Origin of the sequence: Bradyrhizobium vignae, assembly GCF_900324035.1 — a bacterium.
GTDB lineage: Bacteria > Pseudomonadota > Alphaproteobacteria > Rhizobiales > Xanthobacteraceae > Bradyrhizobium > Bradyrhizobium vignae.
Map to the genome: position 1 here is coordinate 6,208,516 of NZ_LS398110.1, position 16,193 is coordinate 6,224,708.

Annotated in this window: 10 protein-coding genes; 6 read left to right on the top strand and 4 right to left on the bottom strand. The window is 60.9% G+C overall.

What is annotated here, in order from left to right:
- Positions 1-13 precede the first annotated feature (13 nt).
- From BRAD3257_RS30235 to BRAD3257_RS30260, 6 genes are all read left to right on the top strand, one after another.
- Positions 14-1,288 carry a glycosyltransferase family 4 protein gene (locus BRAD3257_RS30235; RefSeq protein WP_122404919.1) on the top strand — a complete coding sequence of 425 codons (1,275 nt, stop codon included), beginning with the start codon at positions 14-16 and terminating at the stop codon, positions 1,286-1,288.
- Positions 1,285-2,676: a hypothetical protein gene (locus BRAD3257_RS30240; RefSeq protein WP_122404920.1), complete on the top strand. Its 1,392-nt coding sequence runs from the start codon at positions 1,285-1,287 to the stop codon at positions 2,674-2,676. Before BRAD3257_RS30235 ends, BRAD3257_RS30240 begins: the two co-directional genes overlap by 4 nt.
- Positions 2,677-3,191: 515 nt before the next feature.
- Positions 3,192-7,100: an RHS repeat domain-containing protein gene (locus tag BRAD3257_RS30245; RefSeq protein WP_122404921.1), complete on the top strand. Its 3,909-nt coding sequence runs from the start codon at positions 3,192-3,194 to the stop codon at positions 7,098-7,100.
- Between the two features lie 234 nt (positions 7,101-7,334).
- Positions 7,335-8,450 (top strand): acyltransferase family protein, encoded by a 1,116-nt coding sequence (locus BRAD3257_RS30250; protein ID WP_122404922.1) that lies wholly within the window; start codon positions 7,335-7,337, stop codon positions 8,448-8,450.
- A 117-nt stretch (positions 8,451-8,567) separates the two neighbouring features.
- Positions 8,568-10,010, top strand: coding sequence for a lipopolysaccharide biosynthesis protein (locus tag BRAD3257_RS30255; RefSeq protein ID WP_145987043.1), 1,443 nt, complete (start codon positions 8,568-8,570; stop codon positions 10,008-10,010).
- A gap of 81 nt (positions 10,011-10,091) precedes the next feature.
- Positions 10,092-11,228, top strand: coding sequence for a glycosyltransferase family 4 protein (locus tag BRAD3257_RS30260; protein ID WP_244607738.1), 1,137 nt, complete (start codon positions 10,092-10,094; stop codon positions 11,226-11,228).
- 17 nt (positions 11,229-11,245) lie between these two features.
- On the opposite strand, the gene BRAD3257_RS30265 is transcribed toward BRAD3257_RS30260, so the two are convergent.
- From BRAD3257_RS30265 to BRAD3257_RS30280, 4 genes are all read right to left on the bottom strand, one after another.
- Positions 11,246-12,334: an acyltransferase family protein gene (locus BRAD3257_RS30265; RefSeq protein ID WP_122404925.1), complete on the bottom strand. Its 1,089-nt coding sequence runs from the start codon at positions 12,332-12,334 to the stop codon at positions 11,246-11,248.
- Positions 12,331-13,437 (bottom strand): acyltransferase family protein, encoded by a 1,107-nt coding sequence (locus tag BRAD3257_RS30270; RefSeq protein ID WP_122404926.1) that lies wholly within the window; start codon positions 13,435-13,437, stop codon positions 12,331-12,333. Before BRAD3257_RS30270 ends, BRAD3257_RS30265 begins: the two co-directional genes overlap by 4 nt.
- Positions 13,438-13,446: 9 nt before the next feature.
- Positions 13,447-14,784, bottom strand: coding sequence for a hypothetical protein (locus tag BRAD3257_RS30275; protein ID WP_122404927.1), 1,338 nt, complete (start codon positions 14,782-14,784; stop codon positions 13,447-13,449).
- A gap of 159 nt (positions 14,785-14,943) precedes the next feature.
- Positions 14,944-16,002: an acyltransferase family protein gene (locus BRAD3257_RS30280; RefSeq protein ID WP_244607739.1), complete on the bottom strand. Its 1,059-nt coding sequence runs from the start codon at positions 16,000-16,002 to the stop codon at positions 14,944-14,946.
- Between the last annotated feature and the right edge of the window lie 191 nt (positions 16,003-16,193).

A 16,193-nucleotide genomic window follows, 5' to 3' on the forward strand; every position in this document is an offset into this window, starting at 1 on the left:
ATGAGGTTACGTGATGAAAGTTCTTTTGACGTCCACGCTTTATCCGACGCCTCAGGCACCAAAGATCGTTGGCGGTGCAGAGATCTTCGCGCGACGTTTCGCCGAAGGCCTGGTGCAGCGCGGAGACGAGGTGGAGGTGATACGGACCGCATCGTCCCGTGGGCAGGAGCGCGAAAGCTGCAACGGCATCAACGTCTATTCCGCGCCGGTGCGGAACATCTATCTGCCCTTCATGGAGCAGAAGAACGCCGCTTTACGCGGCGTCTGGCACGCGATCGACGACTGGCAGATGCAGGCGCCCCTGATCGCGGAGCGAGTCCGGGCCTTCAAGCCGGACGTGCTGCACTCCAACAATTTGTCGGGTCTCACCACCGCGATCTGGCGCGTTGCCGCCCAGCTCGGCGTGCCGGTGCTGCATACGCTTCACGACTACTATCTGACCTGTCCACGCTGCTCCCGCTTCGACAAGGGACGGTCTTGCGAGCACACCTGCACGAGCTGCGGAATTCTGAGCTTTCATCGCAAGCGGGCCACACATTGGCTGAGCGCCGTGGTCGGCGTGAGCGAGCGTGTGCTGTCGATTCATACCGATATGGGCATGTTCTCGGAGACGCCGATCCGCACCGTGATCCGCAACGCCTCGACCGAGCCGCCGCGCGCGCCCTACCCTCGTTCGATCTGCACCACGGAAGTGACGTTCGGGTTCATTGGCCGCCTCACCGAGGAAAAGGGCATCGACAACCTGATGCGGGCCCTTGCTATGCTGCCCCGTGATCGCATCCGGATGCTGATCGCCGGCCGGGTCAGCGACGAGGAGCAACGACGCCTCAGGGCGCTCGCTCCGGACGCGCGCATCGAGTTCATGGGCTTTGTCTCGCCGGACGATTTCTACAGGCAGGTCGACGTGGTGATAGCCCCGTCGATCTGGCACGACCCCGGTCCACTCGTCGTTGCAGATGCCAAGGCGGCCGGCAGGCCGCTGCTCGGAACGCGCTTTGGCGGCATGCCCGAGGTCATCAAGCACGGCGTGACGGGCTGGCTGACCGACGCAGATCCCAAATCCCTGGCCAGGAGCATGCTCGCAGTCGCGTCGGATCCGCACAAGATCGACGAGATCAGCCGACGCCTGATCGCCGATACCAACAAATGGATATTTGCCGACGTGCTGTCTTCATACAAGAACCTGTATGAGCAATTGCGCGAGCAACGGATGTCGCGCATGCGCGCAGCAATGACTGAAGCGCCACAGGGATCGACCGTCGGCAAGGAGCGCCTCATTCCGAGATGACACGCCTCTTCGCGATGGCGGGCTACGTCTACCAGAGTGCCGCGGCGATCATCCTGATCTTCGCGCTCAGCCATCTGCTGCCCGCCGCCGCCTACACCAGTTTCTCCTTCACCCTGGCCTCTAGCCAGTTGCTCTGCGTCCTCATGTTCGAGTGGCTCCAGCTTGCCGGACTGCGCTTTCTGGCGGCAGCGAGGGAGAAGGAGGCGGCGCGGCTGAGATGGTCGCTCTTTGCCGCAGGCCTGTCGAGTGCGGGCGCGCTCGTCGTGATCGGGAGTTGTGCATCCTTGGCCAGCGCGCTCCCGACAGGGATCATCGCGCTGGGCCTCGGCATATCCGTGCTTCAAGGCCTGACGGATCTCTATTTCCTGTCGGTCCGCCTCTCCGATCGGCTGGGCATCGCGTCCTTTCTTCTTGCGTTCCGGGCCACCGCTCTTCTGGCCGGGGCCGCCGCGGGAGCAGCGGTTTCAGGAACGACCGAAGCGGCGCTGCTCGGCGTTAGCGCCGGCCACGCACTGGGCCTTGTCGCGGCGCTGGCGGCCTATCGCACCCCGCTGGAACGCGTTTCGCTGCAGACGATGCTCGCCGACTGGGGGGATTTCTCCCGTTACGGCATGCTCGCCGCAGCCGCATCCGTCATCCATCTGTCGGTGCCGGTGCTGCTCCGAATCATCGTCATTGGCCGGCTGGGTGCGACGGGGGCTGGCGCCGGCTTCTCGATTGCGCTCGACCTGCTGCAGCGCCCGTTCTGGGTTCTCAATGCGGCGATCCACACCGTGAGCTATCCCGAAGTCGTCAACGATTTCGAGCACGGGACCGGCGCAAAATCAGTGCAATCGGCGCGCCGCATGTTCGAGTTCATGATCTGCACGACACTCGTGCTGCTCGGCGGGCTGGTCGGCTTCATTCCTGATGCTGCGCGGATCCTGGTGCCGCACGAGAGCCTGGGTGGATTCCTGGAGACGGCGCCGGCGATCGCCGCCTTCTATTTCCTGCATACCCATTTGCAGGCGACGATCGCGGTTGTCCCCCATCTCGAGAAGCTGGCGACCAGGCTGGTGCTGGTCGCGGCCGGCCAGCTCGCCATCGTCGTGGCCCTCTCCCTGGTCGCGGCGTCGGCCGGCCTGTCGCCGCGGGGGGCGGTGAACTGCGCTTCGCTCGCCACCCTCGCGACGATTCTGGTCGCGCTGGGTCCTACGCTGCGGTTTGAGGCATTTCCGCGCGGGTCATTGGTCGCGCAGGCGCTGGTGGCCGCAATCCTGATCGGCTCGCTCGGTTCGATGCCGACGGAGCCTGCGGCATGGCTCGGCGGCAAGATCGTGATCGCCGCGCTCGCGACTGCGATCATCGCATGGCGCGGCGACTTTCTCATGCTCACCCGCCGCAGCTGATTCGCCGTACCCGTGGTTGCGGCACGGAACCAGCCTCGCGTCCCGATTCCCGCTGTGCGTGCGTGCACCATCATGAACGGCACCACAACCGCTGCGTGCACCCCCTATAATTTAACCGCCCGTAGAAACGGCATTTGCAAACGTCCTGTGCAGAAACTATGGACTGCAGGTGAAGATGCCCGTCGGATTGCGGACACGGCAGAGCGCCCTTAGCCGGCATCGAGCACTGCAAGAGTGCCGCGTGTTCCATTGCAAGCTCGTCGTGTTCGTACGGCTTGCGCATACACATTCAGCAGTGCAAAACGCGAAAATCTTGAAAGTGCCTTCCTCGCGCCATCCTGCACCGGCATCGCATCAATATTCTGCTACGACACGAGCAAATCAGTTCCTGCACAAGGAACTTCCTTCGCTCGCGATTTGTAGCTTTCATTTTTATCTGAAATTCACACTCGATAGAGAAGCTTGAACGCAAATCCCTGCGAGCAATTTCGCTCGCGATGAAACTAGAGTGTGCAATGTCCGATCAAACCGTCCTGTCCGCCAGCGGCTTCGTCAACTCCATCGGCGTCAACACGCACGCCGGCTTCGGGTGGACCGACTACAACAATCTCGCACTGATGGTCGACAACCTGAAGTACCTCGGCGTCAGCCATCTCCGCGACGCGATGGGAACCAGCCCGGCTTCACAACCTATGGTTGATGGCTTGGCCGCTGCCGGTTACAAGTTCGACTTCCTGGTATCGTCCGCCCTGCCTCAGACAGGCGCAACCGGGCTGCAGAACTACATCGTCTCGCTCGAGAAGTTCGCGGCGAGCCATCCGGGAAGCATCAGCGCCATCGAAGGTCTCAACGAGGCCAATCACCAGCCCTTCAGCTACAATGGCAGCTCGAGCCTCAGTGCCGCGGCTCAGTTCCAGAGCGCGCTCTATCAGGCCGTCAATTCCAACGCCGCGCTCGCCAACACCCCCGTCTACAATCTGTCGCTGGCCTACAACGATCCGCAAGGCTACAGCCAGCTCGGCAACATGTCGGGCTCCGTCGACTACGCCAACGCGCACGCCTATGTCAGCACCAGCCTGACTCCGAGCAGCTCCATTGCGGCAACGCTGAGCGCCGTCTCGACCGCGGCGCCGGGGAAGCCTGTCGTCATCACGGAAACCGGTTACACCACGCAAGCCAACACGCAGTATCTCGGCGTCGACGAGACGGTGCAGGCAAAGTCGATCCTGAACACGCTGGTCGATGCCTACAAGGCCGGCGTGAGCGCGACCTATCTCTACGAGATGTTCGACCGCGATTCCTCCGCCGCCAATGCCGATCCGGAAGCGAACTTCGGGCTGTTCAACTCCGACGGCACGCCGAAGCTCGCCGCGACGGCGATTCATAACCTGACGACCATTCTGGCCGACGACGGCAAGGGCGGACTGCAGCCGACTGATCCATTGAACTACACCCTCAGCAACATGCCGGCCTCGGGCAACAGCATGGTGCTCGGCAAGAGCAACGGCGCCTACGAGCTCGTCGTCTGGGCCGAGCCGAAGCTCTGGAACGATGCGACCGATACCGAGATATCCAATCCGACCCAGACGGTCACGGTGAACCTCGGGGCCGTCCATCACACGGTCAAGGTGTACGACACGCTGACGGGAACTACGGCGATCGCCAGCTATACAGACGTCAGCACGATCACCGTTCCGGTCAGCGATCATCCGCTGGTCATCGAGATCGACGCGCCTGCGACCACCCCGACTCCCCCGGACACCCGGACCAGCGTCAGCGGCACGGCCGCCGAGATCGCGCCGCAACTGTCCGACCTCAGCAAGTCGACGGCGCTGCAGAGCATCACGCTGACCGACTCGCACGTCCTTCCGGTCGCCTCGAAGGCGACGATGGACTACATCATCGCCCATTACGGCAGCGCGCTGTCCAAGATCCAGGGTGGATATTCCTTCTCGGTAACGAATACGGCCGCGACCTGGAGCAACACTCTCACTTACGATTCCACCGGAACGCTTACCGCGAATTCCAATACCGGTCTGGATGACAGCGGCCGCCCCTTCACGACCACCATAGACTATTCCGACGGCTCGCAGGATTCCTTCGGCTATACCAATGGGATCAAGACGGCGCTGATCCATCTTGCAACCGATGGCACGAGAACCACCGATACCTATACAATCGGGGGCGTTCTCGTCAGCGAAGTGGTGCAGAAGGCCAGCGGGGCCTACTCCACGACGCTCTACACCGATGGGGTGAAGACGAGGGCCTACATCCTGAATGCCGATGGCACCCAGGACAACTACGCCTATAACATCACCGGCCAGAGCTACACGACCGAGGTTCAGCACTTGGATGCGGCGGGGCATGTCACGAGTGTGACCCGGACCCATGCGGACGGTACGCTGGAATCGACGCAGCTGTTTAACAGCGACGGCAGCAGCGCGATCACGCTTTACAGCGCCGCCGGCGTCAAGCAGGTCGAGACCGATTATCACGCCGATCACAGCATCGATGTCTGGACCTCCAACATCGTCGGGCAGAGCTATACCTCCGAACACGCCGTCTACGACCGCACCGGCTTTCTCACCTCGTTGCAGCGCAGCCACGCCGACGGCAGCCTGGCGTTCAGCCTGGTGCAGAGCACCGACGGAACCAGGACAACCGACTGGTACGACGCCACCGGACATCTCACGAGTGAAGTGGTCCAGAAGGCCGACGGCTATTATTCGACCGCACTCTTCAGCAACGGGGCCGAAACTGCGGCCTATGTCCGCAACGCGGACGGCAGCCAGGACAATTACAGCTACGGCATAACGGGTCAGAGTTTCACGACGCTGATCCAGCACGTCGATCCTACGGGCAAGGTGACCGCCGTCACCCGGAAGCATGCCGACGGAACGCTCGACTATACCCAGGTGATCAACAACGATGGCAGCAGCGTCGTCGTCAACTACGACAGCACGGGAACGAAGATTAGCGAGACGGATGCACACGCCGACGGCAGCAAAGACCTTTGGCTCTACAACATCACTGGGCAGAACTACACGATCGAGCACGATCATTATGATGCAACGGGCTTTCTGACCTTGCTCGAGCGCAGCCACGCCGACGGCACCCTGGCTTTCACGCTGAAGCAGACCAGTGGCGGCGCCAAGACATCCGACTGGTATGATGGGACGGGCACCCTCACCAGCGAGGTCGTGCAAAACGCCGACGGCTCGAGTTCGACGACCGTCTACGCCAATGGCGTAAAGACGGCCGCCTACATCACCAATGCCGACCAGAGCCACGATAACTACAGCTACAACATCGCGGGCCAGAGTTATACGACCGAGCATCAATACCTCGACGCAGCAGGCCACATCACCGACGTCACCCGAACGCATTCTGACGGCACGCTTGATTACGTCCAGCACATCAATGCCGATGGCAGCAGCTCTGTCAGCAACTACGATGCCAGGGGCAACAAGACGGACGAGACCGATCATCATGCCGACGGGTCGAAGGATGTCTTCCTGTATGATGTCGTCGGTCAGAACTATACCACCGAGCACGACACCTACGATTCGACGGGCTTTCTCACCAACATCGTCCGGACCCACGCCGACAACAGCCTGGCCTTCACGCTGGTGCAGACGTCCGGCGGTACGAAGACCTCCGATTGGTATGACGCGAGCGGAACGCTGACGAGCGAGGTGACGACAAAATCCGACGGTTATAGCTCGACGACGATCTATGCCGGCGGCGTGAAAAGCGCCGCCTACATCACTAACCCCGACGGAACCTCGGACAATTGGAGCTACAACATCACCGGTCAAAGCTACACCACCCAGCACCAGCATCTGGATGCTGCCGGGCATGTTGTAGCAATCACCCGGACTCACGCGGACGGCACCCTGGATTACACCCAGGTGCTCAACAATGACGGCAGCACGCTGACCGACATCTATGACAGCAGCGGGACCAAGACCCAGGAGATCGCTCAACATGCCGACGCCAGCAAGGACATCTTTCTCTTCAACTTCAACGGGCAGGCCGGCACGACGCAGCACGAGAAGTACAACTCGGCTGGTGCTCTGCAGTCCTTCGACGACGTGAAGCCGGATGGCACCCACAACGTGACGGCGGTCGCCGCCGGAATCAGCATCCAGGGCGGAAATGGTGACGATCTGTTTTCGTCGGCGCCAAATTCAACCACTATCCTCTACGATCATGGCCATGATCAGATCCTGAACTTCAAGGCAGGCGACACGGCAAATCACGATACGATTGCGATTTCCAAGCTATTGGTGTCCGATTACGGCCACCTCCAAATGTCGCAATGGGGGACGGACGTGGCGATCCAGTTGTCGGCAAACGACTCGATCCTGATCAAGAACAATTACGTCACCAATCTTACCAGCCATGACTTTGCCTTCGTTTGAACCGGCGGACGGCTAATCTTCGGCTTCTCTTTGACGAAGAAGGGTTGGATCGCCGCTTGCGATCCGACCCTTCGATCAACCTTTAGGCCCTTGCCTCGCGTTTGAGCAGGCACAGCCTGTTCGACTCTCTGATCGGCGCAATGCTCCGTTGCGTCGCGATGCAGCATGGTCCGAACTTGCGTCACAATTTGCATTTACCGTTGCGCTCGGTCTTGAACAGCGCGATGTGGCGACATGGATGGCAATGAACCGCGACGCTTTGTCGTCCTCGACTTCTACAGGTTCGTTGCCGCGCTTGGAGTCTTTGTCTTTCACCTGAAAAACATTGACCCCGGCATTTCTCCGGCCTGGAATGGATCATTCGGCCTGTTCGTCGACATGTTCTTTATCCTCTCAGGCTTCGTCATTTCGTATTCTTATCCGGCCAACTCCGGCGAGGGCCATTCCTATCTCCGCTTCATGCTTCGCCGGATCGCCCGGATCTATCCGCTGCATCTTCTGACACTGCTGGCTTTCGGGGGCGTCGCGTTCATCGGCATTCACGATTCCGCCTCACATACGAGCGTATCGGACTTCATCTACAACCTGTTCCTGGTTCAGGCCTGGGGCGTCACCGATCACCTCAGCTTCAACACGCCCGCATGGTCGATCAGCGCGGAACTGTTCTGCTATCTTTTGTTCCCGCTCCTGATGTATCTCGCAAGGAGCGTATCGCCAGTGCTTCTCGCGCTGATCGTCGCCGCATCGTACGGCATCCTTGCCCATGGCCATCTCCCGATTTGGCATGAACGATCGCAGATGTATGGCGCGAACTTCGACTATGGAATGCTGAGGGCGCTGCCTAGCTTCCTGAACGGCATTCTTCTCGCCATTCTGTTCCGCCTATCAGGGAGCTACCGCAAGAGAGTCGTCATTTTCCTCGGCGTTGCAGTTTTCGCGATGGCGGTCCTGATCCTCAACATGTTCGCCAAGCCCGATCTTGCGATCATCCTGTTCTCGCTGGCGATCCTGCTGACGGCGGTCGGTGAGAGCGCGCTTGATCGGGTTCCCGGTGCTGCATGGTTGGGCCGTCTCGGCAACACATCCTACTCGGTCTACATGCTGCATGAGCTTCTGATCATTCTCGTTTTCCTTCCAATCTGGCGGCACTTCTCATTGGGCCCAAATGATTTTCCGCTGTTCGTGCTCGCATGCTGCCTCCTGCTCATGATCACAGCCGATGTCACATATGCTTATGTTGAAAGGCCGGCACGCGACTGGATCAATCGGTATGGTCGACCGCGTTCGCGGCAGGTCTTGACCACATCCTCGCTCGATACCGCCGTTGTGGAGTCCGCGAATGCCCGCTGACGGCATTCATGCTTTGACCTCACTCGCCGCGAGCGATTTGCAGAGGCAATCGAATTGATCGAGCTAAATCCACGCTACTCGGAGGAGACCCACGCGAGACGAGTTCGCGCGGGCGCGATGGCCGCCATTGCCACCCAAATCGTGCGCGTGGGAACGCAGGCCGGTTCGGTGATCATCCTCTCGCGGCTGCTTACTCCCGCTGATTTCGGCATTTTCGCCATGGCATCCCCGGTGCTCGCTTTCGCAGTCTTGTTCCAGGACCTCGGGCTTGGACATGCCACCGTTCAGAAGGACTCGCTCAGCCAACGCGACCTGAGTTCGCTGTTTTGGGTCAATTTATCCATCGGAGCGGCACTGGCGCTGACGCTTGTTGTGCTCTCCCCCCTGGTCGGAAAGTTCTATGGCGAGCCCAAGCTGGCGGCGCTCACTGCAAGCATGAGTCTCACCCTCCTGCTCAGCGGTGCAGACGTTCAACATCTGTCGCTCCTCACCAGACAAATGAGGTTCTGGACGCTCGCCGCGATCGAGTCCATGGCGGCTTTGTCCGGACTTGCGGCATCGATCGCCATGGCCCTGATCTACCACAGCTACTGGGCGATCCTCGCCGGCAGCCTGACGTCCGGGGTGGTACTCGCAAGCGGCGCCTGGCTGAGCTCGGGATGGTTGCCGTCGCGGCCAGGGTCCATCGGGCAATCGCGGGGGATGCTGAGCTTTGGCCTCGGCGTAACCGGCTACAACCTCGCTGAGTTCTTCTCCCGCAACATCGACAGCGTCCTGATCGGGCAGGTGTGGGGCGCGGCATCCCTTGGTGTCTATAATCGGGCCTACAGGCTGCTGCTCTTTCCGCTTCAGCAAATCACCAATCCGATGGTCCGGATCATGCTTCCGACCCTATCCAGCCTGCTCAACGAAACCGAGCGCTACCGTCAGTCGTATCGCCGTGCCGTGTTGCCAGCCTATACGGTGGTCTTGCCGGGGGTCGCCTTCATGATTGCGACCGCCGGCCCTCTGGTTGAGACCTTGCTCGGAGATCGCTGGAAGGAAGTGACTCCGGTCTTTGTAGGGTTGAGCGTCGCCGCACTCCTGCAAGCGACCAATAGCCCGGCGAACTGGCTCTTCCTCAGCCAGGGACGATCGCGTGAATACATGAAGTGGGGACTCTTCGTCGCAATCACCTCCGTGATCGCATTCGTCTGCGGCTTGCACTACGGGCCGGCGGGCGTGGCGGCGGCATATTCGGTCAGCGAATGCCTGCGAACACCCATTCTGTGGTGGTTCGTCGGACGCAGAGGTCCCGTCGGCCATCGCGATATCGTGCAATCAATCGCGCCACACCTTGCGGGCGCGATCGCATCGATCATCAGCGTTCACCTGCTGCGCGACGCGATGATGGCTCGGCTCTCTGGCGACCTACCAACTCTGCTGGCCTGCTTTGGCCTATCCTACGCGGTATCGCTGCTTGTCATCGCGATGTTCCCCTCCGCGCGACGTGAGATGTATCGGTACGTCTCGCACGGATGGACCAAGACGAGGGTCAGCATGCGCTTTGCCGATAATTGAACACTGACCTCCCAATCTTGCGGCATCATCAGGCGTTGAGGATCATCTGATCTAGGAAGGTCAGGGAACCAGGAGATCACCGTGCACGGCACTGTTGCCCATCAGAGTCCACGTTTGCGTGTGGCGATCTACGCACCACATTTTGCGGAATATTCCTACCGTCTCGCGTCGGGATTGGCCCGCCATTGCGACGTCCGGCTGGTGCTCAACCGCAAAGACGCCAATCAGCAATGGGAATTGGCCGATATCGCCGTGACGGCTCCGTTTGAGACGAGAATTCGTGACTTGAGCCTGCGCCGCGGCGGGGCGATCGGCATCCCGGCCTCGTTCCTGGACATAATTTCGTTTCGTCCCGACGTGATTCATTGTCACGAAGTTCCGGAGATCTACACGTCCAAGCTGATCCAGTTTCTCCGTCCGCTTGGCATTCCGCTGGTGCTGACGGTTCACGATGCGATTCCGCATTCGGAAGGCGGCTCCGGCACCTCGCCACGTGAAGATGCCTGGCGCGGGCGCATGCGCGCAGCCGCATCGGTCGTCACCACGCATGGCGAGAGCTGTATTGTCGATTTTCGCCGCGCCTCGCCCGACTTCAAAGGCGAAACGGTCTCCAGCATGCACGGCGTGCTCATGGTGCCGCCGGCCGGAGGTGCGGTCACCGCGCCTGAAGCTGCACGCATCCTGTTTTTTGGGCGGATGTGGGCTTACAAGGGTCTCGACGTCTTCATCGATGCGATCGACATGTTGGCCAAGCGCGGTGTCGCCCATGAAGCGATCGTCGCCGGCCGCGGCCCCGAGATGACACGGCTCGGCGCGCGAATGGAGGCGATGCCGACGGTCAAGACCATCAACGCCTATATCTCGCCCGCAGATACCGGACGACTGTTTCAGTCCGCCACAGTTGTTGCCCTGCCCTATAAGGACGCAACGCAGAGCGGCGTGCTTGCTTCCGCCTATGGCAATTCCCGGCCCGTCGTCGCCAGTGCGACCGGCGGCATTCCCGACGTCGTGACGGATGGCGTCAACGGACTGCTGGTTCCGCCCGGCGACGCCACGGCATTGGCCGACGCCCTCGAACGCGTGCTGACCTCCAAGCCTCTAACCGCGACATTGACCGAAGGCGCGCGGCAGACCGCAGCCGGACTCTTGAACTGGGATCGCATCGCCGAGCAGCTACTCGGGTCCTATCACCGGCTCGCTGTCCGCACCGTGAGCTGACCGCGACAGGCGGCCTCTCAAACCGATTGCTCGACCTGCGGTCGAAAGAACATGCTGCGGATCGCACCGTCCAGCAATCGCCTCAGCCTGACCTCGATCAATTCATAGCTGATCGCGCTCGCAACGAGTGACATCACGAGCCCGAGCCCGATGAAGGCGGCCCACAGCAGCCAGCGATCCACGCCGACGGCGACCAGCTTCAGGCCGATCATCTGCAAGGGGAAGAGCACGAAGGGGTGCACGAGATAGAGGCTGTAGCTGATCTTGCCGACATACTGCAGGGCCGGTGTGCTCAGAGCTTTGCCGATGCCGGAGTCCGGAGCAAGCACCATGCCGAACAGCAGAAATCCGGGAATTAGACCGACGAAGGGATGAAACAGCACCAGGCTCGCATACAGCGCCGCTCCGCAGGCAAGGCCGGCGAGCAAGCCGGCACGCCCCGGAATCGAGATGCGGAATCCGGTGGCGCTGAACAGCATGCCGATGCAGAAGAAGGCGGTGATCGGCCAGCGCATCAGGCAGGCGATGCCAAGCAAGAGCAAAGGTGCCGCCAGCAATCTGCCCCCGGTGCGCCAGGTCGAGAACGTCAGCGCAAACCAGATGTAGAACGCCCACTCATAGGTCAACGTCCAGGCATTCTGCTGGGCAATGGGCAGGCCGAGCGCGTCCTGCACGAAGAACAGATTGGCCGCAAAGATTGCGAGATAGCTGCTCAGATCGATGCCGCGGAAGAACTTGTAGGCCACGATCGGACCGATCGCGAACAACGCAAGATGCAGCACGACGAACACCGGCATGATGCGCAGGACGCGATCGAAGAAGAACCGCGACAGCGACCCGTGCCGCACCAGGCTCGCCGGGATCAGGAATCCGCTGATCATGAAGAACAGCTCGACGCCGTGCCCGCCGACATTGATCGCCGATTGCAGCCAGGACCAGAGCGGTGGCAGGAAGCCGGGGTCCGGGATGTCGTACATGCCGCCCTTCGGCATGTCGTAGAAATGATCCATCAGCACGCTCAGCGCGGCGATGCCCCGCAGGCCCTGGACCGACGGAACGAACGATCCGTCATAGGCGGCGCCCGGCTGGTGCGGTGTCTTGATCACTCCGCGGCACCCTGGGTGCTGAGGGCGGGCTCGAGCACGACCGGCTTCCGTCGCGCCGAGCGGAACCTGTGCCCGAAGGAAATGCAGGGTTTCTCGACGAAGGCGTAAGTCATCCAGCTGACCAGGATCGACAACGCCAGGATCACGGCCAGGAAGAGCGACCATCCCAGCGGCCCGTTGCCGAACCAAACGAGGCGATGGACGGCGACGATCACGAATGGCGACATCAGGTAGACCGAATAGCTGATCACGCCAACGAACGCCATCGGGCGCCACGCCATTCGCTCGCCGAACACGGCAAAGGCGATGAAGACCAGCGCCGCGCAGACATAGGCCGATCCGATCGAATAGCTGTAGAAGAAATTCTCGTGATACACGCCTCCGAACCGCCGATCGGACAGGGTGGCGGCGAAGATCGCATACAGAAGCGTGCAGACGGCCACGTGGGTCCAGCGCAGTTTGCTGCCGACGACGGTGTCGCGGATGATCTTGCCCAGGAACATGGCCGACAGGTTCAACCCGACCTCCATCACCGAGGAGACGGTCCTGTTCTCGATCATGAGCGCGGCGGTGGTTCCGACCAGCGCGGCCGCAACGACGATCGTCACCGCCGTGAAGCGCTGGTTCAGCAACCCCATCGCAAAGAGAATCGTGCACCCGACGTAGAACAGCAGCTCGATCGCCAGCGTCCAGTAGAACACCCAGAGGTTCGGGACGTTCACGAAGGTCTGCAACATCGTCACGTTGGCGGCGACCTGCCCCAGCGGATAGACTTTCGACTCCAAGAGCTGCATCGTCACGAGCCCGACCAGGAGCGACGTCCAGTAGGCCGGATAGAGACGGAAGAAGCGGCTGATCGTAAAATCCCGCACGGGCGTGGTGCTGTCCGGAAAGCTGAACGGAATGACGAAGCCGCTGACGAAGAAGAACAACACGACGCCGAACCGGCCAAAGTTCATGTAGTAGCCAAACACGTCGTGGATGGGCCAGTAATAGGCGCCCGTCGGGTGTTTCTCGACGATCAACTCGAACACGTGCTGGACCAGGACCGACAGCACGGCAATGCCGCGCAGCGTGTCGATGAATGCGAGCCGTCTATGCATCGTTCGTTCTCACCTGCTTCCGCTCGCCGCCGGCAGATCCGGGCTGAAGCCATCCAGTGGCCGCATCGGAGGCCGCATGACGATTGGCACGGCGTCGGCCCCACGTGCAGAGGTCGCGCGCCGCGAGAACACTTCGCTGAAACTCAATGCGATGATCAGCAGGCCGGAGGCCGGGCCGTAATTCAAGACCGTGATCGTGAACAGGTTGACGACGAAGAGCAGCGTCAGCTTGTACACGTCGGTCGCACCGAACGTCGCCCGGAACACCATCACCATGAACGCGACGAAGGGGAGACCGAACATCAGGTACGTCCCGATGTAGAAATTGTCGACGGGCACCCAAAACGACGCGAGCGGCGAGAACAGCTGCTGCGGATAGTTGAAGCAGCCCGCACCGCAACCCGTCACCAACCCGATCGGCATCAGCTGAGTCATGTAGACGAAGGGCAATTGCCAGCTGTTGTTGATGCGATCAAGAATGCTGTACAGCGTCGAGTGCGGGACCGCCGGCGTGCCTGACGCGAGCAGGATCATGAAGAGCGGAATCAGGATCGCAGCAAACGACCACAACGCGATGCCCCGAACAGCCAAAAAGCGAGACCGCTCCGGCAACATTCGTACAAGAAGCAGGAGCAACAAATAGAACGACAGGACAATGAATGTCGTCTTGCTGGTGGTCAGCCAAACCACATAAATAGCGATCGATCCGGCCCCAATACACCAGGACGTGCTCTTGCGGATTGACGTGATTGCGAACGATACCAGGATGAAGAAGGCGGCCATGGTGTTGTCGGCCGCAAAGCCCATCAGGCGCTGGTCGTCGCCGCCATAGGCCCACCACAACCGGCCGGCCTCCCGTACCGCGCCGAAGGATTCGTATTTGTAGCCCACCCAAGGCATCGCGTAGAATTTCGTCAGGAAAACGCCGATCACGGACAAATAGAAGGTCACGGCGATGACCGACAGAAGCTTTCGGTATGAGCCCAGACTCGAATCGCAGAAGCAGAATCCGACGAACACCGGCAGCATCATCTTGAAGGACGAGATCGCTGCGTTCATCGTCCCCAGCATGAAATAGCCGAGCACGAGCGACAGCATGATCTGCACGAAGACCAGCAGGGCCAGGGTGCTGCGATTGCGCAGGATGCAATGGACGAAGAACTGGACGAGGCACAGAAGCGCAACTGCGTCCGGCAGATACCACAGCGGATCCATGTGATAGATGCTGGTGTAGTAGCGGATCACGCCGCCGAAGGCGTCGCGGACCAGATAGACGCCGAGCGCGATCGCCTCGATGTTGAGGCTGATCAGCGTGATTCGGGGACGGTTCAGCGTGAGGATGGTCATGTCCGGCTCAGTTCGTCGGCCGCGCCGATGGCGCCGGGGAAGCCGAGAAATCGGACCGGCTGCCAAGAGCGTTCCGCATCAGCCTGCCGCCAGGGATTTCGACGTAGAGATAGGTGAAGTGCGACACCGCCAGCACGGCGGCAAGTGAGACGACGAGATTCAGCGTTGCGGGCAGACCGGCCCAGACCGAATCGAGCGCGGCGATCCGCCCGGCCCGAGCGCGCGCACGAAATACTCGGCCAGCAGCACCACGAGCGCGTGCACCATGTAAATCGAGTAGGAGCGGCGCCCGAGCCAGACCAGTGGCCCTGCCACCAGCAACCGCGGCACCAGCATCGCATCCGGAAACGCGAGTAAGCTGCCGAGGAAGATCGCGAACGTCACCGGCGCGAGGAAGGTCGCCGCGGGATTGGTCTCCGCCACCGACACAAGGACGATGCTGGCGATCATGGCGACGAACTGCACCATGCCCTGGACCGCAGGGCCCGGCATGGCCGGCAGCCGATCGACGATCCGCACCGTCAGCACGCCCAGAAAGAAGCTCACGAAGCAGCGCAGGATGCCGAAGTCGGTCTGAAGCCCGAGGCTGCTCTTGTCGAGCCCGAAAATGATGAAGACGAGGCTCCCGACCGCAAGCAGCCCGCAGAGACCGTAGAACCACAACAGCGAACGCATGCGCTGGGCAAACAGGACGACAAGGCCGAATACCAGATAGGTGTAGAACTCGACGCTGATGCTCCAACTCGGCGCATTCCAGCTGAGATAGTCGATGAACCCCATGGAGTGCAGCAGCAGGACGTTGAGCACGAAGGAATAGGCGTTGTTCACCTCGAAGGCCGCCGGCGCAGCCACCACGACACCCGCCATGACCAGACTGATGCGCACGAGGCGGAACAACAGATTGGCCATCAGCATGACGATGTGCAGCGGATAGACCCTTGCCAGGCGCCGCACCATGAACTCGCGCAGCGAGAAGCGCCCGAAGTCGCTCTCGACGTAGCTGAGCGACATGACGATCCCGCTGAGAACGAAGAACAAATCGACCAGCAGCCAGGCGCTTCTGAAGAACGAGCAGTTGATCCACGCATTGTGCGGGAACGCCGCGAGGAAAGTCGGCATCAGCAGAAGGTGGTGAATCACCACCGAAGTCGCGGCGATCCCCCGAATGCTGTCGAGCGGCAGGACATGCGCCTTCTCACGATGAACCAACTCCGTCACATCAACATTCCATAGCTATTGCACCGCAGCAGTGTGGATCAGGTCTCGCGCGTGTTCAATCTCTGCGATCCACGGACTCGCACGCGATGCATGACGACCGACGATACTTTCAATGCTCGTAGATCATTCGGACATGTGAGCGCCAACTTCACGCCACTTTTTGTTTGAGGCGCCGCGTGCTTCGGGCGCAA